Annotated in this window: 22 protein-coding genes and 3 pseudogenes; 13 read left to right on the top strand and 12 right to left on the bottom strand. The window is 69.3% G+C overall.

Going from position 1 to position 26,542, the window contains the following annotated elements; translation table 11 throughout:
* The first annotated feature begins 25 nt into the window (after positions 1-25).
* The 3 genes from ACZZ93_RS07745 (at position 26) to ACZZ93_RS07735 (ending at position 2,226) form a co-directional block, all read left to right on the top strand.
* Positions 26-622 (top strand): TetR/AcrR family transcriptional regulator, encoded by a 597-nt coding sequence (locus ACZZ93_RS07745; protein ID WP_320490876.1) that lies wholly within the window; start codon positions 26-28, stop codon positions 620-622.
* Between the two features lie 99 nt (positions 623-721).
* Positions 722-1,495, top strand: coding sequence for an ABC transporter ATP-binding protein (locus ACZZ93_RS07740; RefSeq protein WP_463511731.1), 774 nt, complete (start codon positions 722-724; stop codon positions 1,493-1,495).
* Entirely contained in the window at positions 1,492-2,226 is a 735-nt protein-coding gene (locus ACZZ93_RS07735) for an ABC transporter permease (protein WP_320490879.1), read from the top strand. The genes ACZZ93_RS07740 and ACZZ93_RS07735 overlap by 4 nt, the downstream gene beginning before the upstream one ends.
* Before the next feature lie 7 nt (positions 2,227-2,233).
* Here the strand turns inward: ACZZ93_RS07735 and hrpB are convergent.
* From hrpB to ACZZ93_RS07720, 3 genes and pseudogenes are all read right to left on the bottom strand, one after another.
* Positions 2,234-4,815 (bottom strand): annotated as a pseudogene (gene hrpB / locus ACZZ93_RS07730) (ATP-dependent helicase HrpB).
* A gap of 74 nt (positions 4,816-4,889) precedes the next feature.
* Positions 4,890-6,491: an SPFH domain-containing protein gene (locus ACZZ93_RS07725; RefSeq protein ID WP_053098808.1), complete on the bottom strand. Its 1,602-nt coding sequence runs from the start codon at positions 6,489-6,491 to the stop codon at positions 4,890-4,892.
* A 250-nt stretch (positions 6,492-6,741) separates the two neighbouring features.
* Positions 6,742-7,170: a MarR family winged helix-turn-helix transcriptional regulator gene (locus tag ACZZ93_RS07720; protein WP_053098809.1), complete on the bottom strand. Its 429-nt coding sequence runs from the start codon at positions 7,168-7,170 to the stop codon at positions 6,742-6,744.
* Between the two features lie 308 nt (positions 7,171-7,478).
* Here ACZZ93_RS07720 and ACZZ93_RS07715 point away from each other — a divergent pair, with 308 nt between their 5' ends.
* Positions 7,479-9,062 carry an SLC13 family permease gene (locus ACZZ93_RS07715; protein WP_372983866.1) on the top strand — a complete coding sequence of 528 codons (1,584 nt, stop codon included), beginning with the start codon at positions 7,479-7,481 and terminating at the stop codon, positions 9,060-9,062.
* A gap of 17 nt (positions 9,063-9,079) precedes the next feature.
* On the opposite strand, the gene ACZZ93_RS07710 is transcribed toward ACZZ93_RS07715, so the two are convergent.
* Both ACZZ93_RS07710 and ACZZ93_RS07705 read right to left on the bottom strand, forming a co-directional pair.
* On the bottom strand, positions 9,080-9,982 hold the full coding sequence (locus ACZZ93_RS07710) for a PfkB family carbohydrate kinase (RefSeq protein WP_372983867.1): 903 nt from the start codon (positions 9,980-9,982) through the stop codon (positions 9,080-9,082).
* A 124-nt stretch (positions 9,983-10,106) separates the two neighbouring features.
* On the bottom strand, positions 10,107-11,123 hold the full coding sequence (locus tag ACZZ93_RS07705; RefSeq protein ID WP_372983868.1) for an NAD(P)-dependent alcohol dehydrogenase: 1,017 nt from the start codon (positions 11,121-11,123) through the stop codon (positions 10,107-10,109).
* 131 nt (positions 11,124-11,254) lie between these two features.
* Here ACZZ93_RS07705 and ACZZ93_RS07700 point away from each other — a divergent pair, with 131 nt between their 5' ends.
* The 6 genes from ACZZ93_RS07700 (at position 11,255) to ACZZ93_RS07675 (ending at position 15,555) form a co-directional block, all read left to right on the top strand.
* On the top strand, positions 11,255-11,953 hold the full coding sequence (locus ACZZ93_RS07700; RefSeq protein WP_372983869.1) for a DUF2306 domain-containing protein: 699 nt from the start codon (positions 11,255-11,257) through the stop codon (positions 11,951-11,953).
* 4 nt (positions 11,954-11,957) lie between these two features.
* Complete coding sequence (locus tag ACZZ93_RS07695) at positions 11,958-12,296, top strand: hypothetical protein (protein WP_463510795.1); 339 nt, start codon at positions 11,958-11,960, stop codon at positions 12,294-12,296.
* On the top strand, positions 12,293-13,072 hold the full coding sequence (locus ACZZ93_RS07690) for a sensor histidine kinase (RefSeq protein ID WP_463510794.1): 780 nt from the start codon (positions 12,293-12,295) through the stop codon (positions 13,070-13,072). The genes ACZZ93_RS07695 and ACZZ93_RS07690 overlap by 4 nt, the downstream gene beginning before the upstream one ends.
* Positions 13,069-13,755, top strand: coding sequence for a response regulator (locus ACZZ93_RS07685; RefSeq protein WP_372983871.1), 687 nt, complete (start codon positions 13,069-13,071; stop codon positions 13,753-13,755). Before ACZZ93_RS07690 ends, ACZZ93_RS07685 begins: the two co-directional genes overlap by 4 nt.
* A 250-nt stretch (positions 13,756-14,005) precedes the next feature.
* Positions 14,006-14,566, top strand: a complete 561-nt coding sequence (locus tag ACZZ93_RS07680; protein WP_463510793.1) for an Ig-like domain-containing protein — start codon at positions 14,006-14,008, stop codon at positions 14,564-14,566.
* Positions 14,567-14,850: 284 nt separating this feature from the next.
* On the top strand, positions 14,851-15,555 hold the full coding sequence (locus ACZZ93_RS07675; protein ID WP_463510792.1) for a DUF5979 domain-containing protein: 705 nt from the start codon (positions 14,851-14,853) through the stop codon (positions 15,553-15,555).
* Positions 15,556-15,621: 66 nt separating this feature from the next.
* On the opposite strand, the gene ACZZ93_RS07670 is transcribed toward ACZZ93_RS07675, so the two are convergent.
* Positions 15,622-16,164 (bottom strand): hypothetical protein, encoded by a 543-nt coding sequence (locus ACZZ93_RS07670; protein WP_053098813.1) that lies wholly within the window; start codon positions 16,162-16,164, stop codon positions 15,622-15,624.
* A 154-nt stretch (positions 16,165-16,318) separates the two neighbouring features.
* On the opposite strand from ACZZ93_RS07670, the gene ACZZ93_RS07665 reads away from it, so the two are divergent.
* On the top strand, positions 16,319-17,539 hold the full coding sequence (locus ACZZ93_RS07665) for a sensor histidine kinase (protein ID WP_463510791.1): 1,221 nt from the start codon (positions 16,319-16,321) through the stop codon (positions 17,537-17,539).
* The gene (locus ACZZ93_RS07660) at positions 17,536-18,138 is read left to right on the top strand and encodes a response regulator transcription factor (protein WP_053098815.1); all 603 of its coding nucleotides are present in this window, start codon (positions 17,536-17,538) and stop codon (positions 18,136-18,138) included. Before ACZZ93_RS07665 ends, ACZZ93_RS07660 begins: the two co-directional genes overlap by 4 nt.
* 206 nt (positions 18,139-18,344) lie before the next feature.
* On the opposite strand, the gene ACZZ93_RS07655 is transcribed toward ACZZ93_RS07660, so the two are convergent.
* The gene (locus tag ACZZ93_RS07655; RefSeq protein WP_463510790.1) at positions 18,345-19,055 is read right to left on the bottom strand and encodes a cation efflux transmembrane domain-containing protein; all 711 of its coding nucleotides are present in this window, start codon (positions 19,053-19,055) and stop codon (positions 18,345-18,347) included.
* The gene (locus ACZZ93_RS07650) at positions 19,055-19,390 is read right to left on the bottom strand and encodes an ArsR/SmtB family transcription factor (RefSeq protein ID WP_053099385.1); all 336 of its coding nucleotides are present in this window, start codon (positions 19,388-19,390) and stop codon (positions 19,055-19,057) included. Before ACZZ93_RS07650 ends, ACZZ93_RS07655 begins: the two co-directional genes overlap by 1 nt.
* Positions 19,391-19,511: 121 nt before the next feature.
* On the opposite strand from ACZZ93_RS07650, the gene ACZZ93_RS07645 reads away from it, so the two are divergent.
* On the top strand, positions 19,512-19,982 hold the full coding sequence (locus tag ACZZ93_RS07645; RefSeq protein ID WP_463510789.1) for a GNAT family N-acetyltransferase: 471 nt from the start codon (positions 19,512-19,514) through the stop codon (positions 19,980-19,982).
* Positions 19,983-19,998: 16 nt separating this feature from the next.
* Here the strand turns inward: ACZZ93_RS07645 and treZ are convergent.
* From treZ to ACZZ93_RS07625, 4 genes and pseudogenes are all read right to left on the bottom strand, one after another.
* Positions 19,999-21,755: pseudogene (gene treZ / locus ACZZ93_RS07640) on the bottom strand (malto-oligosyltrehalose trehalohydrolase).
* Entirely contained in the window at positions 21,752-24,100 is a 2,349-nt protein-coding gene (gene treY, locus ACZZ93_RS07635) for a malto-oligosyltrehalose synthase (protein WP_463510788.1), read from the bottom strand. Before treY ends, treZ begins: the two are co-directional and overlap by 4 nt.
* Positions 24,097-26,305: pseudogene (glgX, locus tag ACZZ93_RS07630) on the bottom strand (glycogen debranching protein GlgX). The gene treY and the pseudogene glgX overlap by 4 nt, the downstream one beginning before the upstream one ends.
* Positions 26,302-26,469, bottom strand: a complete 168-nt coding sequence (locus ACZZ93_RS07625; RefSeq protein ID WP_463510787.1) for a hypothetical protein — start codon at positions 26,467-26,469, stop codon at positions 26,302-26,304. Before ACZZ93_RS07625 ends, glgX begins: the two are co-directional and overlap by 4 nt.
* Positions 26,470-26,542 lie beyond the last annotated feature (73 nt).

The raw sequence follows: 26,542 nt of genomic DNA, 5'->3' as shown, positions 1-26,542 counted from the left end.
GCAGATCTGGTCGTAGGCTGGCGCCATGACCGAGCAGCGTGCGCCCAAGAAGCGCGGGCGTCCGCGTGGCGTGTCCGATGCGCGCGAACGCATCATCGCCGCCGCAGTCGACGAGTTCGGCGAGCACGGATACGACGGCACGACGGTGCGCTCGATCGCGGCTCGTGCCGACGTCGACTCGGCGCTCGTGCACCACTACTTCGGCACGAAGGCAGACCTCTTCGCTGAGGCGGTCGGCATTCCGCTGCGCCCCGACATCGACGTGCCGGCCATCGTCGCGGGTCCGCGTGACGCCGTCGGCGAGCGTCTCGTGCGGTACGTGCTCGAGGCCTTCGAGCAGCCCGACATCCGTCGCCGCGGGGTCATGCTCATTCGGACGGCGATCGGCAGCCGGCTCACCACGCCCCTTCTCGCGGGGTTCCTCTCGCGCGAACTCATCGGCCGGATCGCGAAGACGCTCGGCGTCGCGGATGCCGAGCTGCGTGCCACACTCGTCGCCTCGCAGATCGCCGGCCTGCTGCTCACGCGCTACGTGCTGCGGCTCGCGCCGATCGCCTCGGCATCCGTCGATGACATCGTCTCGCGGGTCGGACCGACCGTGCAGCGCTACCTCTTCGAATAGCGCGGGCCACGCGCCGCACTGCCGCCTGCATCGCGCCTCGGTTCCGCGCACGAGTGCCCGTTGACCCCGCGACTCGCGCGGCGGATAATTCATCACATGATGAATAAAGCGGCGGTCGAGATCTCGGGGCTGCGAGTGCGACGCGGAAGGACGCAGGTCTTCGACGGTGTCGACCTGGTGATCCCCCGGGGCGAGATCACCGGCTTGCTGGGTCCCTCGGGATGCGGCAAGACCACGCTGATGCGCTCGATCGTGGGTGTGCAGCGGATCACCGCCGGCATGGTGACGGTGCTGGGGGAACCGGGCGGATCGCCGCGGCTGCGGCATCGGGTGGCGTACGGAACACAGGGTGCCGCCGTGTACGGCGATCTCACCGTCCGGCAGAACCTCTCGTACTTCGCGGCGGTGCTGAAAGCACCGAAGGGCGACGTCGACCGGGTGCTCGACGAGGTCGGGCTTCGGGCGCAGGCCGCCCAGCTCGTCGACTCGCTCAGCGGTGGCCAGGCGACGCGCATCTCGCTGGGGATGGCACTGATCGGATCCCCCGAGCTCATCGTCCTCGACGAACCCACGGTCGGCCTCGACCCCGTGCTGCGCGCCGAACTGTGGGACCTGTTCCGCGGCCTCGCCGCGCGCGGCGTCACCATGATCGTCTCGAGTCACGTGATGGACGAGGCGCTGCGATGCGATCGGCTCGTGCTGATGCGGGGCGGGCGGATCATCGCCGACACGGACCCAGCCGGACTCCTCGCCGACACGGGCACGACGGAGCCCGAGGCGGCGTTCCTCGCCCTGATCGAGCGGGACAGCCGAGCGACCGGGGGTCCAGCGGCGGGCAGCACCCGGCGTGCACGGCGGGAGGCCTCGGAATGAACGGCGGTCGGATGCTCGCCACCGCCGCCCGGGTGCTCGGACAGCTGCGGCACGATCCTCGCTCGATCGCGCTGATGCTGATCGCGCCGAGCCTGCTGGTCGGACTCTTCGCGTGGCTCTTCAGCGATCAGGACGGCGTGTTCGATCAGTTCGGGGGAGCGATCCTCGCGCTGTTCCCGTTCATCGTGATGTTCCTGATCACCTCGATCACCACTCTGCGGGAGCGACGCTCCGGCACCCTCGAACGTCTGATGACCACTCCGCTCGGCAAGGCCGACTTCATTCTCGGCTATGCCCTGGCGTTCGGGCTGATGGCGCTGCTGCAGGCGATCATCACCGTGTCGTTCGCGGTCGGCGTCTGCGGGCTCGACGTCGAGGGTGAGCTCTGGCAGCTAGGGCTCGTCGCCGTCGTCGACGCTCTCCTGGGCACCGCGCTTGGGCTCCTCGCGAGCGCGTTCGCGCAGACCGAGTTCCAGGCGGTGCAGTTCATGCCGCTGCTCGTCTTCCCGCAGATCATCCTCGGCGGGCTCTTCATGCCGCGCGATCAGATGCCCGACGTGCTGTACGCCATCTCGGACTGGCTGCCGCTGAGCTATGCGATCGACACGATCAACGCCGTCACGGCCGGCGACGAGGGGTGGGACGTGTACGGACCCCTGCTGGTCGTCGTCGCCTTCGGAGTCGGAGCGCTCGTCCTCGCCTCGCTGACCCTGCGACGTCGCACCGCGTGAGGCAGGGTCAGCGCGCGGCGCGGTTCTTGGTGTGCTTCGTGGGCACGGCCGCCCACGGGTCCTCCGGCCAGGGATGCCTCGGGTAGCGCCCTCGCATCTCCGCGCGAACCTGGGCGTAGGGGCCCGACCAGAACGAGGCGAGGTCGTCGGTGACCGCGAGAGGGCGCCCCGCGGGCGACAGCAGATGGAACAGCACCGGCACGCGTCCGTCGACCAGTCGAGGGGTCTCGGCCCAGCCGAAGCACTCCTGCAGCTTCACAGCGACGACCGGGGGTCCCGAGGTGTCGTCCGGGTCGGGGTAGGCGATGCGGATACGGGATCCGCTCGGCACCGCGAGGCGCTCGGGTGCGAGCTCGTCGAGGCGCGCCGCCTCGGGCCACGGCAGCAGTCGACGCAGAGCCGAGGACAGATCCACTCGCGCTGCGGGGGTGCCGCCCGCCAGGGTGTCGAGCTCGGGAGCGAGCCAGTCATCGAGAGTGCCGAGCAGCCCGGAATCCGACACGTCGGGCCACGGGCCGCCGAGCTCTCGCCGCAGCAGGGCCAATCGGCGTCGGAACGCGGTCGCGGCATCCGACCAGGCGAACATGCCGAGCCCGTCGCGCAGGATCGCGCGGCGCACGGCATCCCGCCCCTCTTGAGCAGAGGGGCGCACGGGCGAGGACGAACGCAGGATCGCACCGACGCGGCGCTCACGGCGCGCCTGCACGCGACCTCCCGTGAACTCCGCCTCGACTCGGTCGGTCAGCAGGGGCTCGCAGCGCGTTCCATCTGGGCTTCCGTGAGCACAGCCGCGGATCGGATGATCGCGCCTGACCCGGCCGCCACTCGGGCCGTGGCCCGCGCGACGTCGGCGACCGCGAGCCACTCGACTGCGGCGAGCGGGCCGGTGACTCCGGCACGGGTTCCGGATGCCAGGAGGAAGACCGCTCCGTCGGCGGTGCGCTCGACGCGATGCGCGATCCGGTCGGGGAACGCGAGTGCGATCACGAGTCCGACGCCGTCGAGATCCGATCGCATGTCCCGCGCCGGAGCGATCATGCGCTCGAGGCGGTTCGCGTCGTCACGCCAGCGGCGAGCGTCCGGTGTCCGTCCGCCGCGCAGGGTGATGAGCGCCTGTGCGACGTCGGCCTCGGCGATGCGCAGGTCGCCGCCGAGCACGGCGACGACCTCTGCGGCGAGACGGCTGCCGACGACCGGGCCGCCGTCACGGAGAGCGCGGGCGAGCCGGGGGTCGGCGGGGATCCGGGCGAGAGCTCGACCCTCGGCCGTGGCGCGGCCCTCGTCGTCGATCGCGCCGAGACCGCGCAGCACCGAGACGGCATCGGCCAGGTTGTCTGGGGGCGGCGGGTCGAGCATGCGCAGGCCTTCTGCACCCGGGGCACCCCAGCAGGCGAGCAGCAGGGCGGCATCCGCGAGGTCGGTCACCGCGATCTCGGGTGCCGGGCGGGCCGGGGCGGCCGCATAGGTGCGTTCGTCGACGCAGCGGATGACGACGCCCGGTCCCTGGCGCGTGGCGCGACCGGCGCGCTGCACGCATGACGAGCGCGACGCGGCAGTCGTGACCAGACCCGTCATGCCGCGGGCGGCATCACGTTGCGGATGCCGCGACAGACAGCTGTCGACGACGAGGCGCACTCCGGGCACGGTGAGCGACGACTCCGCGAGCGAGGTCGTCACGATGATGCGCGGAGGCTCATCCCGTCGACGCCCGCGGATCACGGCATCCTGCTCCGCCGCGGGGATCTGACCGTGCAGCTCTCGCACGTCGAACGCCGCGCTCGCATCGCGGATGCGGCGGGCGATCTCCGACACCTCCCGCGCGCCCGGGGCGAACACCAGCACATCGGCCCGAGGGTTCTCGCGGACCAGCTCGAGTGCGGCCGCTGTCGTCGTGCGTGCGACGTGGTCGAGGAAGCCCCAGGTGACACCGCGCTCATCGAGGCGCGGCGTCGGGCTGGGAGCCCAGCGCTCGGTGAGAGGGAACGCCGGCACAGCGTGGTCGACGATCGGCGCGGGCAGGTCGTCGGTGCCGAGGACGGAGGCGATGCGCGCGGCATCCAGCGTCGCCGACATGGCGACGACCACGAGGTCGTCGCGCAGCTCGCGGACCTCCGAGAGCAGGCCGATCAGCAGGTCGGTCTCGAGTGCGCGCTCGTGCACCTCGTCGAGGATGACGGCATCCACACCGTCGAGGCCGGGGTCGTCGATCATGCGACGCAGCAGCACTCCGGCGGTGACGAACTCGATGCGGGTCGCCGCACCTGCCGAGCGCTCGCCGCGCACGGTGAAGCCCACGCGGGTGCCGAGCGCCGAGCCGTCGAGATGAGCGAGGCGGCGGGCTGCGGCGCGAGCCGCGACGCGGCGAGGCTGGGTGACGATCACGCGCCCGGACGACAGTGACGCCAGCAGCGGCGGCACGAGAGTGGTCTTGCCCGTGCCGGGCGGGGCGCTCACGACCACTGATCCGCTCCCGTCGAGCGCGCCCCCGAGTTCGTCCAGCGCGGCCGCGAACGAGAGCCCGGCGCCGATGGCGGCGAGGTCGAAGGCGGCGGCAGTCATTCCCTCAGTCTGCCTGGTCTCCGGAGTCATGGAGCACGGGGTGGCGGAGACGACGGATGCCGCGACCGAATCGGCCGCGGCATCCGCTGTGCGCTGTGTGCTGACTACTCCGCTGCGGGAGCCGGAGGTGCCGGCGGCGGCGGGGTGGTCGGGGCAGACTGGCGGGTCGGCGTCGACGGTGCGGATGCCGCAGCCACGCCTTCGCCGATCCCGCGACCCACGGCCTGGCCCTGGATGATCGACGCGAGGTCGAGGCCGGTCGCCGCGCTGACGCTGTCGAACACCGACTTGAGTGCCTTCGCGCTGTCGGCGCCGACGACGCTCGACGCGCCGTCCTCGCCGGAGCCGCCGATGATCGAGACGCTGCCGATCGCGGCGTAGCCCTTCGAGAACTCGGCCATGATCGACGGCAGGGTGTCGAGCACCCGCTGCGACAGGAACGCGTCCTGGTTCGAGGCGATGGCCTTCGCCTCTGCCTCGACGGCGGCGGCTCGCGCCTCACCCTCGGCGCGGATGGCGTCTGCTTCGGCGTTCGCACGCAGTCGGCGGGCCTCGGACTCGGCCTCGGCCTGCGCACGCAGTGCGTCGGCCTCACCGGTGGCTCGGGCGATCGCGGCTGCGGCCTCACCGTCGGCCTTGGCCTTGTCGGCCTGCGCCTGCTGCTCGGCGATGCGGGTGCGGGCCTCGGCCTGCTTCACCTGCTCGATCGCGCCCGCCTCCGCCGCACGCTCACGCGTGTAGAGCTCGGCCTGTGCCCGGGTCTCTGCCTCATAGCGCTGTGCGTCGGCGACGCGCTTGACGTCGGCGTCGAGCTGGGCCTGGCGGTTCTCCGCCTGCTGCTGCAGCACGGCCTGCTGCGCCTGCTCGCGGGCGAGGTTCTCGGCCTGCTCGGCCTCGGCGCGAGCCCGACCGATGCCGGCGTTGGCGTTGGCGGTGTTCGTGTCGAGAGCTGTCTGCTCGACCAGGTTGGCTTCCTGGTTGGCGATGTTCTTCTGATTGATCGCGCGGTCGGCGTTGGTCTGCGAGATCTCGGCAGACTGACGCTTCGCCTGGATCTCGGGAGCACCGAGCGACTGGATGTAGCCGACCTTGTCGGTGATGCCCTTGATCTGGAACGAGTCGAGGATCAGACCCTGCTCGGCGAGCTCCTGCGAGACGTCGGCGGCGATCTGGTCGGAGAACTTCTTGCGCTCGCGCATGAGCTCGACGACAGACAGCGTCGCGACGATTCCACGGAGCGCACCTTCGAGCTGCTCAGTGGTGAACTGCTCGATCGCCTTGTCCTGCGAGGCGAAACGCTCGGCGGCGCGGCGCACGAGGATGGGGTCGGAGCCGATCTTCACGATGGCGACGCCGTCGACGTTGAGGGTGACGCTGTCGAGCGACTGGGCCTCGGCGTTGAGCGACACCTGACGCGAGCGCAGCGAGATGATCTCGTGGCGCTGGGTGATCGGGTTGACGAGGGACTTGCCGTTCACGATGACCGTGACGGGCGACTCCGACATCTCGTCTCTGGTCGTGCCGTCGGCCGAGATGACGGCCCGCTGCACCTTCTGCTTGCGCCCCGAGATGACGAGCGCCTCATCGGCGCGAGCCACCTTGATCCAGCTGCGTGCGAACAGCAGCAGGATGAGCAGGACGACGATAGCGATGGCTATGCCGATCCCGACGATGATCAGGATGCCGACGATTCCGGCGATCTCCATGGATGACCTCCCTGGTTCCCCCCGAGGGGGCGGTCGTGGATGCCGGCGCGGCCGCGCGGGCGTTCACGCTCCACCCTGCCAGAAAAGAGGGGAGGGTGTCGGGGCGGGATGCCGCCGGATCTCGGCGATGCGGAGGAGATCTGCGATACGGAGGAGACTCGGCGCCGTGGCATCCTCCGTACGGCGGAAACCCTCCGTATGCGCCGAGCTCGTTCGGTCAGCGACCGCGGATTGCGTGCGTGCGTCGGGGTCAGCGACCGCGGAGCTTCTCCGCCAGATCGCGGAGCGTCTTCAGCTCGGCGTCGTCGAGGCGCGACATCCGCTCGGCGATCGACCGGCCATGCACCGTGGCGACGCTGCGGAACTGGCGCACACCCGCGTCGGTGGCCCTGATCAGCGCACCGCGCCCGTCGTCGGGGTCGGGGCACTTCGAGACGAGTCCGCGGGCGACCATGCGGTCGACGAGGCGCGAGACGCTCGGCTGGCTGATCAGCATGTTCGCCGTGACGTCGCGCAGGCGGGCCGACATGCCGGGGGAGCGGGTCACCGTGAGCAGCACGTCATACTCCGCCTGCCCGAGATCGGTGTCATCGAAGTCGGTGTTCATCTCCGTGAACAGCTCGTGCTGTGCACGGAACAGGCTCTCCCAGGCCTCGAGGGCGAGCTTGCGATCGGTCATGGAGAACAGCGTACTGGCAACAGTAAAGGGCCGGTCGGAGAGGCTCCCGACCGGCCCTTGTCCCTTGCACCAAGAGTGTCCTGCAATCACATGCGGTGTATGCCACAGCAAACATTCACCGTGCGATCACTCTATAACGGCGAGGTAACGAATGCAACGGTTTGGTCACGGAAATCTCGACGGGCCTGCGCAGCGATCCGGCTGAGGGCAGGCGAAGATGGTGATGTCTCCTGAACAGGGGACGACACGCTCGCCGCCGACAGCCTTCCCATTCGCGCTCATGCGCACCCCGACACCGGAGACACGCGATGAACCCCGAGATCATCACCTTCCTCATACTCGGTGCGGCCGTGATCGCGTTCGTGTCGAACCGCATCCCGATGGTCATCGTCGCGATGGCGGTGCCCATCGCTCTGTGGGCGACGGGAGTGCTCTCGCTCGGCGACGCCTTCGCCGGGTTCGGCGATCCCATCGTCCTGTTCATCGTCGCTCTGTTCATCGTCAGTGAGGCGCTGGATGTCACGGGCGTCACGTCGTGGGTGGGACGGCAGCTCATGCGCCGCGCCGGCAAGAGCCGTTCGCGCCTGCTGCTCATCGTGTGTCTGCTGGCCGCCGTGCTGTCGGCGGTGATCAGCATCAACGGTGCCGTGGCTGCCCTCCTTCCGATCGTGGTGCTCGTCGCGGTACGGGCAGGCATCGCGCCGTCGCGCATGCTCCTCCCGCTCGCATTCGCCGCCGGAGCGGGGTCGCTCCTCACGCTCACCGGAACGCCGGTCAACATCCTCGTGTCCGAGGCGGCTGCGGAGGCCGGTGGGCGTGCGTTCGGGTATTTCGAGTTCGCGATCGTCGGCATCCCGATGGTCGTCCTGACGGTCGTGCTCGTGCTCGCGCTCGGAGACAGGCTCCTGCCCGAGCGCGTTCCGGACCGTCTCGAGGAGCCCGCCGACCCGAGTCACGATGCCCGCGCCTGGCGCGAGACGTATGACGTCGCGCTCGATACGGGCAGCCTCTTCACGGTCGGCGAGGGCGTCGCGGAGGTGCTCATCGGGCCGAGGTCGAGCCTGATCGGCCGGGTCGTCTCGCCCGGGATGACGACGCGACAGGAGGACCTGGTGATCCTCGCGCTCCGGCACGGCAGCCGTCCGGGCGACGTGGGCGGAAGGGCGACCGGCGCGGTCACGCTGCAGGCGGGTGACTCCGTGCTCGTCCAGGGGCCGTGGGAGGCACTGCACCGCTATACGACCTCACCCGATGTGATTCCGGTCAGCTCGCCCCAGCAGATGCAGCGGACAGTGCCGCTCGGCCGGGGTGCGCGGCGCGCGCTGGTGATCCTCGGAGCGATGGTCGTGCTCCTCGCCACGGGTGTCGTCCCGCCCGTCATCGCTGGCCTTCTCGCGGCCGGTGCCCTCATCGTCACACGGGTGCTCACCGTGACGCAGACCTTCTCGGCGATCTCGTGGCCCACTGTCACGCTCATCGCCGGGATGATCCCGCTGTCATCGGCGTTCGTCTCCACCGGCGCCGCCGATCTCGTCGGCGACGCGGTTCTCCAGCTGGTCGGCAACACCTCGCCCCATCTCGCTCTGCTCGCCATCTGCGTCGCGTCGGTGATCCTCGGGCAGTTCATCTCGAACGTGGCGACCGTGCTCGTCATCGCGCCGATCGCGGTGTCGGTCGCATCGAGCATGGGCGTCAGCGTGCAGCCGTTCATGATGGCGCTCACGGTCGTCGGAGCGGCTGCGTTCCTGACGCCGATCGCGACACCCGTGAATCTCATGGTCATGCAGCCCGCCGGCTACCGATTCGGTGACTACTGGCGTCTCGGTCTCCCACTCGTCGCGATCTACGTCGCCGTCGCGGTGCTCTACGTCCCGCTCATCTGGCCGTTCTGACTCCCGATCACGCGGCATCACCGCACGAGGTGCGCGAGTTCCGGCCGACCGCCCAGCCGTGCCACGGTCGACGCGGCAGCCCGTGCAGCGAGATCCGCGACGCGATCCATCGACCACCCGTTCGCGATACCCCGCACGAGTCCCACGAAGAATGCGTCGCCGCCTCCCGTGCGGTCCACCACGGTCTCGTCGTCGTCATGTGCGCGGTAGGCGCTGCCGTCCTCCCAGACGACGAGGTCGCCTTCGCCCGCCACCTCCACGGCCGCGATGCGGGGTCCGCGAGCGAGCAGCCACCGGCACGCCTCGTGAGCCGAGTCCAGGTTCGACACGGCGATCCCCGTCAGTCCTTCGGCTTCCGTGGCGTCGGCACGCACGACGTCCGCTCCGGCGAGCAGATCGTCGCGAACCTCCGGTTCGGGCGCTCCGTCGAGCGCCACCGTCGCGTCCGCTCGTCGCGCGATCATCAGAGCGGCCGACAGTGCATCGCCCGGTTGCTGAGACTGCAGACAGATCGTGCCTGCACGGCTGACACCGCTCGCCGATGCCTCGACATCCGCGACGCTCAACAGCGACGTCGGCGGGACGTGCTCGAGCAGCATGCGCCGCGATGCCGGATCGACGACGTCCACCAGCACGGCCGAGCCCCCGCGCCGCACCACCCCGCAGACATCGATTGCGTCGTGCAGCAGGGCGGTGACGAGCCGCTCTCCGATGTCGTCCTCTCCGACCACGCCGACGATCGCGACCGAACCCCCGAGCTGACGAAGGCCTACGGCCTGGTTCGCGCCTTTGCCGCCGAGGAGCCGTCGCAGCTCCGACACGCTGACGGACTCATCCGGCTCGGGGAGCGCATCTCCCCTGAGGACCAGATCCTGGGCGATCTGGCCGAACACCGCGAAGCGGTCTCTTCTCTCCGACATGGGTGCGCCGCCCTTCGACCATCGTGACAGCACGAGGCTAAGCGTCGACGACGCCCACCGAGAGGGCATTGCGCGAGCGGGGCGCCGCTGTTAGCCGCGATGTCGAGCGAGATGCTGCCGGTCATCACCCATGCGCGTGGTTCGCTCCGGGCTGGGGGATGCGCAGCACCACGTTTCCCCGCTTGCGGCCGGTGTCGACATAGCGGTGCGCCTCGACGATGTCGGCCAGCTCGAAGGTCCTGTCGATGACGGCCCGGAAGCGACCGGAATCCGCGAGGCGCACGAGGTGGGCGAGGTCCTCCGCGCCCGGCGTGCCGACGTTCCAGGTGACGAGCTTTCCCGACCGGCGAGTGTGCCTGCGGCTCGTCAGCATCGACCGCAGATCGCTGATGACGAGCAGCAGTGCACCGCCGGGGTTGATGAGTGTCTCCACCCGGCTGAAAGGGGCATTGCCGACGCAGTCGACGATCACGTCGTACGTGTCGCCCCCCGCCGCGAACTCCTCGCGGGTGTAGTCGATGACCCGATCGGCGCCGAGGGACGCGACCAGTGGGACGTTGCCGCCGCTCGTGACGGCGGTGACGTCTGCTCCGAGCTGCTTCGCGAGTTGTATCGCGGCAGTGCCGACCGCGCCGGATGCTCCGTTGACGAGCACGGAGGTGCCGGGGCCGATCGCGACCTGGGCGAAGAAGCACTGCGCGGTGATGCCGCCGAACACCAGCGTCACCGCCTCTTCGAAGCTCATCGTGTCGGGAGCTCTGGTGATCGGGCCGTCGGCAGACAGGCGCACGTACTCGGCATGACCGCCGAACGCTCCGCCGGTCGAGGCGATCACCCTGTCGCCGGGTGCGAAGGCGGTGACGCCCGAGCCGACAGCCGCGACGACGCCCGCGGCATCCATGCCCAGGATCGGCCGACTGGGACGGAACACGCCGAGTCCGACTGCGGCGAGCACCCCGAGGCCGGCCGGGATGTCCCGAGCGCGGGCGCGATGATCGCCGACGCTCACGGTGCTCGCGTGCACCCGGATGAGCACATCGCCGGGCCGGGGCGTGGGGACCGCCCGCTGTTCGAGGCGGACCTCCTCAGGGGCGCCGAAGCGGTGGTAGACGGCCGCGGTCATGGTCGTGTCAGTGGTCATGTCTCGATGCTGGTCGTCCCGGGGATGCTCGTCATCGGCCAGGAAGCCCGGATCCGCTCGGCCGAAAGTACGGTTCCGAGTCCGTGCTGACGGCCGATGCCCCCGACTGTCGATGAGACGAGCATCGAGACATGTCGCAGCAGATGAAGGCCGCCCGATCGACTCCCGAGCAGAAGGAGCGGCGTCGGCGATCGAAGAGCGGGTGGCCGGCGATCACCGGCCTTCTGCTGCTCAGCGTGCTTCCCGTGATCGGTGGAGTGCTTCGTCTGCAGGACGTGAGCGGGGAACCCGTGAGGACTCTCCTCCTGGCGTCGACGGTCGCGATCGTCGCGCACATCGTGGCGATGACCGTCTACTGCGTTCTCGGGGCATTCCAGTTCTCACCCGCGCTGCGAACGCGGCATGCCTGGCACCGCGTGGCCGGCCGCATGCTGATTCCCGCAGGATTCGTCGCGGCCCTCTCAGCGGCCTGGCTAGCGGTCTTCTTCGGTGGTCCACCGGATGAACTCGCGCTCGCGATGGTTCGTCTCGTCTTCGCCGTGGCGATGACCCTGTTCCTCGTGCGGGGCGTGATCGCGATCACACGACGCGACTTCGTGGCGCACGGAGCCTGGATGACCCGCGCCTACGCCACCGCCGTGTCGGGAGGAACCCAGGCGCTCGTCTTCGCGCTGTGGACGATCCCCCTCGGTGAGGTCGACGCCTTCGGTGAGGCATGGCTCGTCGCCGCCGCGTTCATGATCAACAGTGCCGTGGCGGAGCTGCTCATCCGGCGCCGCTCTCGCCGGCGGACGCGCGGGGTGTCGCGTCGTGGTGCGCTTGTATCATGACAGCGTGACCGGGCTCGTGCGTTCCGTGTGGAGTGCGCCGAGCGCTGTGCCCCCTCCGCCGTCCCGAGTCTGGCGGGATTGGGTGCTCCTGGCCCTCGTCGCCGTCCTGGCCGTGGTCGAGGGCATCGTCCGCACCGACCTGACGCAGCCGCTGTTCGCGGTGATCGCCCTCCTCGTCGTGCTGCCGACCGTGCTGTGGCGCCGCACGAAGCCGCTTCTCATGCTCATCATCGTGATGGTGCCGGTCGATCTGCTCCTGCCCGACTCGGCGCTGTACTCGAGTCTCTTCGTGATGGTGAACGTGTACGCCGTGTACCGGTGGGGGCAGGTCGCCACCTCGTGATCGGGTCGGCCATCCTCCTGGCGAGCCTCGCGCTGACATTCGTCCGCGGGGAAGGCTTCGATGAACTCGTCGGGGGGTTCGCGCTGCTGCTGACGGTCGTCCTGTTCGGCATCGCCTTTCGCTACCGGGCGGGATCGAGACGACGAAGCCTCGACCGGATCCGGATGCTGGAGCGCGAGCACCTGGCTCGCGACCTGCACGACACGGTCGCCCACCATGTCTCGGCGATCGCGATCCGCGCCCAGGCGGGCATCGCGGTGGCCGGGCGGGACTCGCGCGCAGCGCAGGATGCGCTCGGCGTGATCGAGGCGGAGGCGGCCAGGACGCTGAGCGAGCTGAGGTCGATGGTGCGAGTCCTGCGGCAGGGCGAGACGGCCGAGCTCGCGCCGAGCGCGCAGCTGGACGACATCGCGCAGCTCGCCGGAACGCGGCCGGGCGGAACGGTCGTCGTCGTCGAGGTCGCGCGCAACGATGACAGCATCCCGCCACCCGTGGCTGCCGCCGTCTTCCGTCTCGCGCAGGAATCGGTGACCAACGCCCTCCGTCACGCGCGACAGGTCACCTGCGTCGACGTCCGCGTGGAAGCAGACGCGGGTGGTGTGCGCCTGAGAGTGACGAACGACGGAGACGTGGCCGCGTCGCCGACTCCCGGCTTCGGCATCATCGGCATGAGGGAGCGTGCTGCCCTCCTCGGCGGTGCCTGCGAGGCGGGTCCGGCGTCAGGCGGCGGATGGATCGTCAACGCGGTGCTGCCCCGCGCCGGGTGGGCGCCATGATGATCCGAGTGCTCGTCGCCGACGATCAGGAACTCGTGCGCACCGGACTGAGCATGATCCTCGGCGCCCAAACCGACATCGAAGTCGTCGGTCAGGCGGCCGACGGCACCGAAGCGGTCGCCCTCGCCCGCAGTCTGCGACCGGACGTGTGCCTGTTCGACATCCGGATGCCCTCCCTTGATGGCATCGAGGCGACCCGGATGCTCGCCGGCCCAGGGGTGCCCGATCCCATGGCGGTCGTCCTCATCACGACCTTCGACCTCGACGAGTACATCTTCGCGGGATTGCGCGCCGGCGCCAGAGGTTTCCTGCTCAAGGACGCCGGGTCGGAGCTGCTCGCCCAGGCGATCCGCGCCGCAGCGAGCGGTGATGCCCTGATCGCCCCCAACGTGACGGTGCGCCTGCTCGAGGCCTTCGCCGGATCGGCCGCCGCCGCACCATCGCCGCCGCCGGTCGAGTCGCTGACCGAGCGTGAGGAGCAGGTGCTCGCGAAGGTGTCTGCGGGGCTGAGTAACGGCGAGATCGCGCGCGAGCTGTTCATCACCCTCAGCACGGTGAAGACGCACGTGGCGAGCCTCATGACCAAGCTCGGGGTCCGCAATCGCGTCGAGATCGCGATCTGGGCGCATCAGACGGGGCGCATGAGCCCGCGAGCCACGGGCGAGGAACACCGGAATCGATGACGGCCGGGACGCGTCGAGGCAGTCCGCGATACGCCGCAGCCACCACCGCATCCCGGTATATCGGAGTTGTATACCGGTTGCCGCGTAATCCCCCCGCCTTTTCCTGATCTCTTAGATGTGTCGCATTGGGAGCGACGCGAATCGGATGGGGAGAACGATGACTGGGGAGCGTGGTGTCGTGCGTGCACGGACGAAGAGGATGAATGAGGCCAGGAGAGCCGAGGGAGCGAGGCCGCGACAGCGCGGCATCGTGGCGATCATCGTGGGGATGGTCTTGGCGATCGCGGGGCTGCTCGGCTCCACCGCACCCGCGATGGCGGCTCCGTCCGTGACCTATCCGGGGGCGATCGGCAGCGTCTCGCTCGAGAACGAGAACGGCGGTGGTCCGTTGGTGCAGTGGCAGACCGTGCGGATCACGGGCGAGTGGGCCGTCCCGACCGGGGCGCAGGCAGGGGAGACCTTCGGGATGACCCTGCCCGCGGAGTTCAGTCGTCAGTCGGCCGGTGAGTTCACGATCACAGACCCGGCGACGGGTCTGGTCATGGCGAACTGCGTCGTCGCTGCCGGGCAGGGGCCGGACATGGTGTGCACTCTGACCGCAGCGGTCGGCGGCCTCGAGGAGGTCGGCGGCTCGTTCTGGATGGAGGCGCGGGCTTCGCAGTCGACGACCAGCGAGACCGTCGAGTTCGACCTGGGCGACACGATCGAGATCGTCGACCTGCCCGGTGACGGCGGAGTCGTACCGGGAGATTCGGCGGAAGAGGACGAGCCCTACAAGTACGGCGGCGAGACCGCGACCCTGGACTCCTGAAGTGGGTCATCGGTATTCCGAGCGGCTATGTCGACGACGGTGCCTTCACGATCGCCGACACGCTCGACGCCGGCCGCACCGACCATCACTACACCGGCGACGTCCGGCTGAGCCGGCGGGCCGTCGAGAACGGTGCACAGGTCGGCGACTGGAGCGAGGTCGACCCCTCTGCGTACACGATCGACATCGCCGGCGACGGACAGTCGTTCGAGTTCGCTGCATCCGGTCTGCCGACGGGCGGATTCGCGTATGAGCTGCTGTATTACACGCAGGCGGATGCGCCGGTGTCCGAGGGAGATGTCTTCGGTAACCACGCGATCGTCAACACGTTCGCGACCTCGGCGACCCACACGGTCGTCGAAACGGGTGGTGGCGACGGCAGTGGTGTCTCGTACACGACGTTCGGCATCACGAAGGAGCTCACCGGCGCGCAGGCGGATGCCGCTCGGGATGCGATCTACACCGTGCGCTATTCGGTCGAGGGTTCGGATGCGGCAGCCACAACGATGACGGTTCCGGTGGGGGAGTCGGTGCTCAGCGGACGTGCTCCGCTCGGTTCGACCTTCGTGATCGAGGAGATCGATCTGCCTGAGATCCAGGGTGTGACCTGGGGTGAGTGGACGATCACCGGCGACGGCGTCGTCGACGTCGGAGACGGCACCTTCGAGGTCACGCCGGAAACCACGGCCGGTATCGAGCTCACCCTCACCAACATCGCCAACCCGGTGCCCGTCGTGACGCCGACGCCGACGCCGACGCCGACGCCGACCCCGGCCACGCCGGTTCCGACCCCGACCCCGACGCCGGTCGCAACTCCGGCACCGACTCCGGCGCCGACGCAGACCCCGGTCGCGGCTCCCGGCGAGCTCGCTCTGACGGGAGGCGAATCGGGCGCGGCATTCCTGTCGTTGGCGGTCGCACTGATCGTCGGTGGCGGACTGGCCACCGGAATCGCCGCCAGGCGCCGTTCGAGCGCCGGATGTCGCTGACCCCGACACGCACGGAAGCCCACTCGCGTTCGGCGAGTGGGCTTCCGTGCGTTCGACGTCGTTGTCTCAGCGGATCGCGTAGACGGCGCTGCCGACGATCACCGCGACGATCGTCGTCCAGCCGATGATCGCGACAGCCTGCCAGATGAGGATGCGGACCTTGCCGACACCCGCCGCGGCGAGCATCGTGGCGGTGAACTGCGTCGGCAGCAGCAGCGGACCGAGCAGGCTGACCCCCGGCACGCCGTAGCGCTCGAACGCCCGCTGGAACTTCTCGCGGCGGGCGCCACCGCGGTCGGAGTCGATCGTGTCTGCGGGTGCTGCCTCGACGGCTCCGCCACCGGCCGCAACGGCCTGCCGGCTGCGGGACCGGTTCACGATCGCGGTGCGTGCACCGGAGCTCGCGATGACGAGCACGGCCACGCAGAGGAAGTTGCCGACGATCGCCGCGACGGCCGCGATCACCGGATTGATGCCGCCGATGATGCCGATCGACACGGCTCCCTCGCCCTCGATGAAGGGGATGGCGCCCGCGAGGGCGACGATGAGCGGCTGAATGAGTTCAGGCACCTGGGCGACGAAGCCCTGGAAGGTCTCGATGAGATTCATGGGTGGCTCCTGCCGGTCTGAGCGACGGTGTCTCCGTCGCGATGCATCCAGTCCACCGTCTGGTGTCGCGCTGCGGCAGTGCCGAACCGTCACTGCTTTCCGGGTGGTTCGCCCGCGGCATCCATGACATGTGTCACGCCCGTATCGTGGGGGCATGCGCAGCACTTCTCCGGTCGTCGATCCTGCCGACGACCCACCCCCGGGAGCCCGCCAGCTCGCCCGAGGCATCACCGCGACCTGGTGGTACACGGTGTCGGCCGTGGCCTTCCTCGAGCTCTTCCTGGTGCTGGTCTGGACGCTGCAGGCGCTCGCCGTGCCCGGCGATGCGACGGCGGCGTTCGTCGTCGGCGTGGGTGGCCTGCTCTGGTGGGGCTCCACCATCGTGCTGCTCGCGGACTATCGCCACCGGCTGGATGCCGAGCCGGGCATCGCGTGGACGCGCATCGCCCTTCCGCTGCTCATCGCGGTCGGCTACGGGATCGCGGGCGGCCTCGTGCTCGACAGCTGGCTGCTCGCGCTCATGCCCATCGCTCAGTCGGTGCTGCTGCTCAACTGGCCCAAGGGGGTGCGCCTGCGGATGGTCGTCCTGACCACCGTGGTGCTCGTGCTCGTCGCCGTCGCCGACGCCGCTCGGGGCGCGACCGAGATCGCGCTCCCCGGCTGGATCCCTGCGCTGTACGCGATCCTCATCCCGGCGATGTCGGTGAGCTCGCTGTGGTGGTGGGATGTGCTGGTCGCCGTCGATCGTGCGAGGGCGTCGGAGGCCCGCCTCGCCGCGACGCAGGAGCGTCTGCGCGTGGCGACCGACGTGCACGACCTCCAGGGGCACCACCTGCAGGTGATCGCGTTGCAGCTCGAACTGGCCGAGCGCCTGATGAGGATCGATCCCGACGCCGCTCTCGAGCAGCTCCGGGCCGCCAGGGTCAGCGTCGACGAAGCCAGGCAGGGGACCCGAGATCTGGCGACGCGCTTCCGCTCGGTGCCGCTGGGTGACGAGGTGGCGAATGCCCGAGACCTTCTCGCCGCGGCCGGACTCTCCGTCGAGGCCGACATCGCACCCGACGCCGATGAGGCGCCGTCATCGGCTCTCGGTCCCGTCATCAGGGAGACGACCACGAACGTCCTGAGGCACGGGGCCGGGCGACGGGCTCGGCTCGACCTTCGCAGGGTCGACGACGGGTGGCGCTACGAGGTCGCGAACGATGTGGTGACCGGCGTGGCGACACACCCCGTCGGGTCGGGCCTCGACGGAGTGCGACGCCGGATCTCGGAGGCGGGAGGAACCCTGGAGATCCGCGAGGATGCCGACGAGTTCATCGTCTCGGTGACGGTTCCGCGATCCGATGTGTCGACCGCAGATGGGCAGAGCCGATGATCCGTGTGCTCCTCGCTGACGACGAGGGGATGATCCGTTCGGCGCTCGCCGCCCTGTTGCGTCTGGAAGGAGACATCGAGGTGGTCGCCGAGTGCGCCGACGGTGAGCAGGCGCTCGCTGCCGCGCTCGCTCTGACGCCCGACGTGTGCCTGCTCGATCTCGAGATGCCCGGTCTCGACGGTGTGGAGGTCGCGGAGCGACTGAACCGAGCCATCGTCACGCGCTGCGTGGTGGTCACCCGTCACGCGCGTCCCGGGGTCCTTCGGCGGGCTCTCGCATCGGGTGTCGCGGGCTTCCTGCCGAAGTCACGAGGAGCGGATCAGGTCGCCGATGTCATCCGCAGGGTCGCCGCGGGTGCCCGCTACGTCGATCCTGAGATCGCGGCCGACGCGCTGAGCGACGAACGGTCGCCCCTCACGGATCGGGAGCTGGACGTGCTCCGCGCCGGGCGCCGCGGTGAGACGACGACCCAGATCGCCAGGACCCTCTCGCTCGCGCCCGGCACGGTGCGCAACCACATCTCGGCGGTGCTCGCGAAGCTGTCGGTCGGCACCCGCCAGCAGGCGGTGCTGATGGCCGAGGAGCGCGGCTGGATCTGACTGCGCGGACGCCTGACCCGTGAAGCCCGGAAGGGCGGGTGGGGCCGTGGGAGTTGCCCCACCCGCGAGCCGCTCAAAGGGGAGAGTGCGGCTCAGACCCGAAACCGGCTCGTATCCCCCCAGGCCGACTTCAGGTCTCGTATGCAAGACCCCGAACTCGACGGAAAGTGACGCGGGCGGGAATTCTTTCTGGAACTCCGTGGTCGTCAGTGCATGTGACGCGCGTCGTCGTGACGGTGGTCGTCGTGCTCGTGGTCGTGGTCGTGGTGCTCGTGCTCGTCCTCGAGGATCATGCCGATCGAAGTGGCACAGGCGTCGCCCTTCCAGGCTTCGAGACCCTCGCGTACCGCGAAGACCGCGATGACGAGGCCGGCGACGGCATCCGCCCACCACCACCCGAACAGGCTGTTGACGCCGAGTCCGATGAGCACGGCGGCCGAGAGGTAGCTGCAGATCAGCGTCTGCTTCGAGTCGGCGACGGCCGTGGTCGACCCGACCTCGAGGCCGGCGCGTCGCTCGGCGAACGACACGAGCGGCATCACGATCACACTGACCGCGGTCAGCACCAGACCGACCGTGCTGTGCTCCGGCCGATCACCGCCGAGCAGCGACAGCACCGACGACGTGACGACATAGGCCGCGAGAGCGAAGAACGCGACGGCGATGACACGGAGGGTGGGCGTCTCCCAGCGCTCGGGGTCGCGTCGCGTGAACTGCCAGGCCACGGCCGCTGCCGAGAGCACCTCGATGCTCGAGTCGAGCCCGAACCCGATCAGCGCGGCCGACGATGCGACTGACCCTGCGGCGATCGCGACGGCCGCCTCGATCACGTTGTAGACGATCGTGAACGCCACGATGAGGCGGATGCGGCGGTGCAGAGTCGCGCGTCGTTCGGCGGTGAGAGTGCTCGTCGACATCAGCAGCTGCATCCTTCGCCGTCGCAGCAGTCCGGTTCGACGATCAGCGTGATGCGCATGAGCTCGTCGAGCGCGGTCGCGAGATGCGGGTCGGCGAGCGCATAGCGGCTGCGGCGTCCGTCCTGGACGCTTTCGACGAGCCCGCATCCTCGAAGGCACGCGAGATGGTTCGACAGGAGCTGTCGGCTGACCCCGAGCTCGTCCGCGATGTCGGACGGGTACGCCGGCGCCGCTCGAAGCGCCAGCAGGATGGCTGCGCGCGTCGAGTCCGACAGGGCATGACCCAGGCGGGCGACGGCGGCGGTATGGGTGGGCGAGGCGGCGAGGGTCACGATGCAACTGTACAGAAAAGCGTGAATTAAGAGAATCGTGAATCTATGGTGACGCGCGGCAACATCCCCGACATCTTCGCTCGGTACCGTGAATCGGGCGGCGACATCGGATCGAGAGGGCGACATGGGAGTGACGGTCGAGCGGGTGACATGGTCGCATCCGGATGCGGAGCGGCTCAGGGCCGCGCAGCGCAGCGAACTCGATGCGCGGTACGGCAGCGACGACCATGAGCCGGGCGTCATCCCCTCGGCGGACGACGTGCCCGTCTTCCTCGTCGCACGAGAAGAGAGCGGGCTCGCCATCGTATGCGGCGGTCTCCGACCCCTCGATCCGGCCGTGCTCGGAACCGACATCGCAGAGATCAAGCGGATGTACGCGGCTCCCTCCGCGCGCGGTACCGGCGCGGCCGTGGCGCTGCTGCGCGCACTCGAGGGAGAAGCGCGCCTGCTCGGCATCCGGTCCCTCGTGCTCGAGACGGGCACCGCTCAGCCGGATGCCGTGCGCTTCTACGAACGCGAGGGCTACGGACCGATCCCGCTGTTCGGCCACTACATCGGCAGCGGTCTGTCCCTGTGCTTCGCCAAGTCTCTCTGACCTGGCCGAAAGGCGATCAGCGCGCAGGTGCGACGATCGCCGCGGACTCGGGTGCGAGCACGATGGTCCGCGCGATCGTCCGCACGGGCGCCGTCTCCAGCAGTATCCGCGAGTCGGGGGCGAGATCGAACTCCACCTCCTGCTCGGCGAGATTCACGAGCACCGACACCTCGCCTCGTTCGATCCGGTAGGCCCGTTTCTCCGGTGCGCCCTCCGTCTTCGACACGATGACGTGGTTGTGCGACATCTCGGGATCGGTCAACTCGGGCACCTCGCGCCGCAGGGCGATCAGGCGTCGATACAGATCGAAGATGCGGGCGTGCGATGCCGATGCGAGCTCGCTCCAGTCCAGCCGCGATCGCTCGAACGTAGCCGGGTCCTGTGGGTCGGGCACGGCGGCCGGGTCCCACCCCATGCGCGCGAACTCCGCGATCCGCCCCTCCGCGGTGGCTTTCGCGAGCTCCGGTTCTTTGTGCGAGGTGAAGAACTGCCACGGGGTGGACGCAGCCCATTCCTCGCCCATGAACAGCATGGGGGTGCCCGGTGCGGTCAGGGTGAGAACCGCGGCGACGGCGAGTCGATCGGAGGAGAGCGAAGCGGTCAGCCGATCTCCCGCTGCACGGTTGCCGATCTGGTCGTGGTCCTGCGCGAATGTGACCAGTCGCCAGGCAGGGACGCTCGGCGGCAGCGGCGCGCCGTGCGTGCGCCCGCGGAACGACGAGTACGTCCCGTCGTGGAAGAACCCGGTCTGAGTGACCTTCGCCAGCGCGTCCGGCGCGGCGAAGTCGGCGTAGTACCCGTCGGTCTCGCCGGTGAGCGCGACGTGCACCGCGTGATGCCAGTCGTCTGACCACTGCGCGGTGAGGCCGTTCCCTCCTCCTCGTGGGAGAGGACCATGACCGGGTCGTTCAGATCCGACTCGGCGATCAGGCTCAGCGGGCGATCGACCTCGCGAGCGAGCGCATCGACGCGCTCGGACAGCTCGTGCAGGAGGTGCGGGGTGCTCTCGTCGTGCAGTGCGTGCACGGCGTCGAGCCGCAGCCCGTCGACGTGGAAGTCACGGAGCCACATCAGCGCGTTCTCGATGATGTACTCGCGCACGGCCGGCTCGTCGAGGTTCACCGAGTCGCCCCACGCCGTGTGCCGGCCCTCGCGCAGATACGGACCGAACTCGGGCAGGTAGTTGCCGCTGGGTCCGAGGTGGTTGTAGACGACGTCCTGGATCACCGCGATGCCGCGTGAGTGGGCGGCGTCGACGAACCGCTGGTATGCGGCGGGTCCGCCGTACCCCTCATGCACGGCGTACCAGAGCACGCCGTCGTAACCCCAGTTCCAGTCGCCGCTGAACGCGTTGACCGGGAGCAGCTCGACATGCGTGATGCCGAGTTCGACGAGGTGATCGAGATGCCCGATGAGCGCGTCGAGCGTGCCGTCCGGTGTGAATGTCCCGACGTGCAGCTCGTAGATCACGCCACCGTCGAGCGGCGCACCGCGCCAGTCCCCGTCGGTCCACTCGAAGCGGGCCGGATCGAAGAGAGCCGAGGGCCCGTGCACGCCCCGCGGCTGCCGCAGCGACCGCGGATCAGGGCGCAGGTCGTTGCTGTCGCCGAGGAGGAAGCCATAGCGCTCGCCCTCGGACATCGCCACATCGGTGCTCCACCATCCCGAACCGTCATCAGCCGACGTGAGGTCGTGCTCCGAGATCGTGGTGCACGCGGGTGTCAGACGACGCAGCCGCACGCTGTCGGCGCGGGGAGCCCAGACCGAGATCATCGCTCGTCCACCAGCAGCGCGACCGGATACGTGTCGAGCAGGTCGGCCAGCCGGACCGGACCGCGGCCGAAGCGGCGACCGGTGATCGCGTCCGTCGCCGGCAGTTCGCGGCGCAGCAGCACGGTGTCGCCCCATCCGCCGCGGCGCTCGAGTCCGACGGGCAGACGCGACGCCACCGCCAGCACACCGCCCCGGTCCATCGCGACCACATGATCCGACGCCTCACCGGCGACACCGCCCGGGCGATACCGGTAGAAGAGCTCGGGGTTGTCCCGGCGCAGACGCAACGTGCGCGACGTGACGAGCATCTTCGCGAGGCCCGAGTCGTCGATGGGAGGAAGGATGCCGCGAGAGACGTCGGCATCGAGTCGACCCAGCATCGCCGAACGCGCTGCGAAATCGACCGGCCGCCGGTTGTCGGGGTCGACGAGCGAGTGGTCCCACAGCTCGGTGCCCTGGTAGACGTCGGGCACACCGGGGGCTGCGAGCTGCAGGAGCTTCGCGGACAGCGAGTTGACTCGACCGGGGTCGACGATCTCGCCGACGAATCCCTCGAGGATCGGTCGAGCCCGCCCGTTCGCCGCCTCGGCGATCGCGTCGACGCCCTTCTCGAACTCGAGATCCGGATGCTGCCATCCGGTCGATTCCGCAGCCTCGCGCGCGGCCTTCAGCCCGTAGGCGAGCAGGCGCTCCGACGAGATCGGCCATGCTCCGACCGCGGCCTGCCAGAGAAGGGAATCGAGTGGCCCGTGTCCTGTCGAGGCGACGGCACGGAGCTCGGTCAGCACCTGCGCCCAGCGGTCCGGAATCTCGGAGAGCACCGACAGACGCGCACGGACGTCCTCGGATCGCTTGGTGTCATGGGTCGACAGAGCGGTGAGCGAGTACGGCCACGACGCGAGCCGCGCCTGCTGGGCGTCATGGAACTCGTCGACCGAGACGGAGGCGATCGAGGGATCGCCGCCGACCTCGGTGAGGGTGCCGAGGCGGGTGTGGCGGTAGAACGCGGTGTCCTCCACACCCTTGGCCATCACCGCTCCCGTCACCTGCGGAAAGCGCTGCGAGACTTCGAGCGAGGTGTCGAGCAGCAGGGGCGTCAGCTCGGCGATCGATCCCGCGAGGTCGGGGCGGCGCCGTGCGGCGTCGTCGATCGCGTGCTGCAGATGCTCGCGTCCCGCCGGGAGGTAGGACCGGTAGACCGGGAAGCTCGCCACGATCTCGGCGAGCGCGTCCTCGGCGCCGACCACGCCGAACGGCAGAGCCCTGACGAGGCGTCGCACCTCGGACTGCAGGAGGTCGTCGGCGATCATCCGCTTCGTGGAGTGGATCAGGTCGGCCCAGGACTTCGCGGCCGGCAGACCGGTCTCGTCCCGCAGCCGCGAGTCGAGGAGGTCGAGGGCTGCGACTCCGTCGCCGTCGATCAGCACGCGGTCGATCTCGCCCATCGCGTCGTAGCCGGTCGTGCCGTCGGTGCGCCACCAGGACGGCAGCTGCTCACCCGGTTCGAGGATCTTCTCGACGACCGTGTACGCGCCGCGGGTGATGTCGGCGAGTCGCTCGAGGTACTCGCCGGGATCCGTCAGCCCGTCGGGATGGTCGACGCGGAGTCCGTCGGCCAGACCGTCGGTGATCCACCGGGCGATCTCGCGGTGCGACTCCTCGAAGACATCCGGGATCTCGACGCGGATGCCGGCGAGCTCGGACACGGCGAAGAACCGACGGTAGTCGAGGTCGGTGTTCTGGTCCTCCCAGAACCGCAGCTCGTAGTGCTGGGCGTCGAGGAGGGCAGGCAGATCGTCTGCGAGCTCTCCCGATCCCGGTGCCAGGGGAAGCACGTGGTCGAAGTACGACAGCGTTCCGTCGGGGGCATCGTCGGCCGGGGTCGTGTCGACGACGATCTCATCGGCTGACAGCACCTCCGCGAGCGACGACCCGAGGATCGGCAGTCGCACCCGTCCGTCGGACAGTCGCGGGTCGACGTCGAATGCCAGCGCATGGCGCGATGAGCGCCCGAGCCGCAGCAGATCCCACCACCAGAGGTTCGCGCGCGGGACGGCCACGCCGACGTGGTTCGGGACGATGTCGACGAGGACCCCGAGCCCCGCTGAGCGGGCCGCGGCGGAGAAGCGCTCGAGCCCCTCGGGGCCACCGCGGGCATCGTCGACCCGGGAATGATCGACGACGTCGTAGCCGTGGTCCGACCCCGGCACGGCCGCGAGCAGTGGTGAGAGGTACGCCCACGAGGCACCCAGCTCGGTGAGGTACTCCGTGATCGATGCCGCGTCGTCGAGCGTGAAACCCGCTCGGATCTGCAGACGATAGGTCGAGAGCGGGCGGTGGGTCATCGAGGCAGCTCCGGGGTCGGGGCGGGTGACGGAGCTTCGGCGCGCTCGGTCTGGATGCGCAGCGAGGCCTCGACGGAGTCGTCCGTCGGCACCTCGGTCTGATCGACTTCGCGCAGCACCAGCATCGAGTTGGCTTCGAGGGTCACCGGAGCGCCGGCGTCGATCGCGTCGCCTCCGGCACGGTCGCCGGCGGTGTCGACGGCGACCTCCCACGCACGCCCGTGGCGCTCGTCGGGGAGCACGGCGTCGATAGCCTCCGTCCCGCTGTGGAAGTAGACGAGGAAGTTCTGATCCGTCACCGGCTGTCCACGGCGGTCCTTCTCGCGGATGCCTTGTCCGTTCAAGAACATGCCGATCGCGAGACCGAATCCGGAATCCCAGTCCTCGGGCTCCATCCGGCGGCCGTCGGGTCGCAGCCAGACCACATCCGGCACTCGTTCGCCGTCCTCCGACCGCACCGGCCGGCCGTCGAAGAACCGGCTGCGGCGGAACGTCGGGTGCATGCGGCGCAGTCTCGCCACCGCTGCCGTGAACTCGACGAGAGGACGATCCGCCGCCTCCCAATCGACCCAGGTGAGCTCGTTGTCCTGCGCGTAACCGTTGTTGTTGCCGTCCTGGGTGCGACCGAGCTCGTCGCCGTGCGCGATCATCGGCACTCCCTGCGACAGCAGCAGTGTCGCGAGGAAGTTGCGCTGCTGTCGGGCGCGGACGCGGTTGATCGTCTCGTCGTCGGTGGACCCCTCGACGCCGTTGTTGCTCGAGCGGTTGTGGGATTCGCCGTCGTTGTTGTCCTCGCCGTTGGCCTCGTTGTGCTTCTCGTTGTACGACACGAGGTCGCGCAGCGTGAAGCCGTCGTGAGCGGTGACGAAGTTGATCGACGCCACGGGACGCCGACCGGAGTGCTCGTACAGGTCGGCGGAACCGGTGAGACGCGATGCGAACTCGCCGAGCGCCTGCGGCTCACCGCGCCAGAAGTCGCGCACGGTGTCGCGGTACTTGCCGTTCCACTCCGTCCACTGCGGAGGAAGTTGCCGACCTGGTATCCGCCGGGGCCCACATCCCACGGCTCGGCGATGAGCTTCACCTGCGAGACGATCGGATCCTGCTGCACCAGCTCGAAGAAGGCCGCGAGACGGTCGACGTCGTAGAACTCGCGCGCGAGAGTCGAGGCGAGATCGAAGCGGAAGCCGTCGACATGCATCTCCGTGACCCAGTACCGCAGCGAGTCCATGATCAGCTGCAGCGCGTGCGGGTTGCCGGCGTTGAGGCTGTTGCCCGTGCCCGTGTAGTCGGTGTAGTAGCGACGGTCCTCTTCGAGGCGGTAGTACGCCTCGTTGTCGATGCCCCGCATCGACAGCATCGGCCCCATGTGGTTGCCCTCGGCGGTGTGGTTGTAGACCACGTCGAGGATGACCTCGATCCCCGCCGAGTGCAGTGCGCGCACCATGGCCTTGAACTCCTGCACCTGCTGACCGTGCTGCCCGCTGGAGGAGTAGTCGTTGTGCGGCGCGAAGAAGGCGAGCGTGTTGTAGCCCCAGTAGTTCGTGAGGCCCTTTTCCTCGAGGGTCGAGTCGTAGACGAACTGATGCACCGGCATCAGCTCGATCGCGGTGACGCCGAGGTGCACCAGGTGCTCGATGACCGACGGGTGGCCGATGGCCGCATACGTGCCCCGCAGCTCCTCGGGGATGTCCGGGTGCAGCTGGGTCAGTCCCTTGACGTGCGCCTCGTAGATCACGCTCTGTGCGTAAGGGGTCTTGGGCAGTCGGTCGCCCGCCCACTCGAAGAACGGGTTCACGACGACGCCCTTGACCATCGTCGCGGCGGAGTCTTCATCGTTGCGGGAATCGGGGTCGCCGAAGTCGTAGCCGAACAGGGGCTGCCCCCAGTCGACCCGGCCGGCCACGGATTTCGCGTACGGGTCGAGGAGGAGCTTGTTCGGGTTGAATCGCTTTCCCTGAGCGGGGTCGTACGGTCCGTGCACGCGGTATCCGTAGAGCTGTCCCGGCTGCACGGAGGGCAGATAGCCGTGCCAGACGAACGCGTCGACCTCTTCGAGCGGGACGCGCTCCTCGCTGCCGTCGTCGTCGAACAGGCACAGTTCGACCTTCTCGGCGCCCTCGCGGAACAGGGCGAAGTTCGTGCCCTGGCCGTCGAAGGTCGCGCCGAGCGGGTAGGGGAACCGGGCCAGACCTCGTGGCTCACTGAGCGCGCCGCTTCGAGACGGCGCGGTGCAGGACAGTCCTCACCGCGTCGTGGAAGTCATGCACCTGAGCGATCTCGTCGGCGTGCGGGTAGGGGTGGCCGACATAGCAGACGAAGACAGGATGCACGTGCTCGACGTATCCGACGGGGCCGTCGTGCAGCACGACGTAGCGATCGAGGTCGACACGCTCGTAGAGGGTTCGGCCGGCGTCGAGGCTGTCGTGGGAGCCTGGCCGT

The sequence above is a fragment of the Microbacterium sp. AC026 genome, assembly GCF_979258475.1.
Note: the sequence above shows the minus strand (reverse complement) of the source record. Positions and strands in the feature narration are given on the sequence as shown.

Bases quoted from the DNA above. Each gene is read 5' to 3' on its own strand.
- treY (WP_463510788.1), bottom strand. From the start codon at position 24,100: ATGACCCACCGCCCGCTCTCGACCTATCGTCTGCAGATCCGAGCGGGT.
- ACZZ93_RS07740 (WP_463511731.1), top strand. From the start codon at position 722: ATGAATAAAGCGGCGGTCGAGATCTCGGGGCTGCGAGTGCGACGCGGA.
- ACZZ93_RS07725 (WP_053098808.1), bottom strand. From the start codon at position 6,491: ATGGAGATCGCCGGAATCGTCGGCATCCTGATCATCGTCGGGATCGGC.
- ACZZ93_RS07685 (WP_372983871.1), top strand. From the start codon at position 13,069: ATGATGATCCGAGTGCTCGTCGCCGACGATCAGGAACTCGTGCGCACC.
- ACZZ93_RS07655 (WP_463510790.1), bottom strand. From the start codon at position 19,055: ATGTCGACGAGCACTCTCACCGCCGAACGACGCGCGACTCTGCACCGC.
- ACZZ93_RS07700 (WP_372983869.1), top strand. From the start codon at position 11,255: ATGTCGCAGCAGATGAAGGCCGCCCGATCGACTCCCGAGCAGAAGGAG.
- ACZZ93_RS07670 (WP_053098813.1), bottom strand. From the start codon at position 16,164: ATGAATCTCATCGAGACCTTCCAGGGCTTCGTCGCCCAGGTGCCTGAA.
- ACZZ93_RS07735 (WP_320490879.1), top strand. From the start codon at position 1,492: ATGAACGGCGGTCGGATGCTCGCCACCGCCGCCCGGGTGCTCGGACAG.
- ACZZ93_RS07705 (WP_372983868.1), bottom strand. From the start codon at position 11,123: ATGACCACTGACACGACCATGACCGCGGCCGTCTACCACCGCTTCGGC.
- ACZZ93_RS07645 (WP_463510789.1), top strand. From the start codon at position 19,512: ATGGGAGTGACGGTCGAGCGGGTGACATGGTCGCATCCGGATGCGGAG.
- ACZZ93_RS07660 (WP_053098815.1), top strand. From the start codon at position 17,536: ATGATCCGTGTGCTCCTCGCTGACGACGAGGGGATGATCCGTTCGGCG.
- ACZZ93_RS07745 (WP_320490876.1), top strand. From the start codon at position 26: ATGACCGAGCAGCGTGCGCCCAAGAAGCGCGGGCGTCCGCGTGGCGTG.
- ACZZ93_RS07720 (WP_053098809.1), bottom strand. From the start codon at position 7,170: ATGACCGATCGCAAGCTCGCCCTCGAGGCCTGGGAGAGCCTGTTCCGT.
- ACZZ93_RS07715 (WP_372983866.1), top strand. From the start codon at position 7,479: ATGAACCCCGAGATCATCACCTTCCTCATACTCGGTGCGGCCGTGATC.
- ACZZ93_RS07710 (WP_372983867.1), bottom strand. From the start codon at position 9,982: ATGTCGGAGAGAAGAGACCGCTTCGCGGTGTTCGGCCAGATCGCCCAG.
- ACZZ93_RS07665 (WP_463510791.1), top strand. From the start codon at position 16,319: ATGCGCAGCACTTCTCCGGTCGTCGATCCTGCCGACGACCCACCCCCG.